At 34.3% G+C, this 799-nt stretch carries 1 protein-coding gene; it reads left to right on the top strand.

The genetic code is table 11. From position 1 onward, the window contains the following. Positions 1-526: abortive infection family protein (locus JCM21738_RS22025; protein ID WP_148296183.1), on the top strand; the 526-nt coding region annotated here is incomplete at its 5' end. Between the last annotated feature and the right edge of the window lie 273 nt (positions 527-799).

The following is a 799-nucleotide window of genomic DNA, read 5'->3' as shown; positions in this document are numbered from 1 at the left end:
TTGTTTCAACGAATATATAGATTTCCTGGAAGATGAGCAGCTAGACGTAAAAATTATTCACGTGAAAAGCGAGGTACCCGAGCATTTAACGTTTGAGCACATTAAAGAAGATTTAGCTAAGTGTGATAAACGATTTGAAGAAGGTGATTACTCGGGAAATATTACAAGTGCCCGTTCATTGGTAGAGGGTGTTTGCAACGCAATTATTGTTAACATTACGGGGGAAAGTTTAAAAGATAAGCTTGATTTACCTGCGTTATTTACTAGAGTTCGAAAAGAATTAAACTTAAATACCGATAACCCTAAACTAGAGAAACCGCTAAAGCAGGTCCTAAGCGGATTAATAAGCATAGTTAACGGATTAGCTGAAATACGTAATGAAACAGGGGATGCCCATCATAGAAGATACCCCGTTAACAAGCACCATGCGTTAGTTGTTATTAACTCGGCTAAAACGGTAGTTACGATCCTGTTTAATACCTACGAATACCAGTTGGATAAGGGTACGTTAGTAAAAGCGTATTAAAAGGGGCTTGCGTTAACGCTTGCCCGTTCAAAATAATCAATTTGGTATTTATGCTGTATCCTTCTTTAATTAATAAATTTAATAAAAAAATTAACAAGTGTTCAACCCAAAAATACTATTAACTTATATAGACGTTTTTTCTTCCCGTTTTTCTCTGTTTTCATACTAGATTTAGAAGAAGACCAAAATATTCTCTATAAATGAACAGGAGAAACTAGCAAAATTTAGTTTACATGAACATTTTGAAAGAAGAGCTAATAACAGTACTCATTA

The organism is Mesobacillus boroniphilus JCM 21738 (assembly GCF_000517385.1).
GTDB classification, from domain to species: Bacteria; Bacillota; Bacilli; order Bacillales; family Cytobacillaceae; genus Mesobacillus; species Mesobacillus boroniphilus.
The sequence above is the reverse complement of the archived record's forward strand: the minus strand, read 5'-3'. Positions and strand labels throughout refer to the sequence as shown.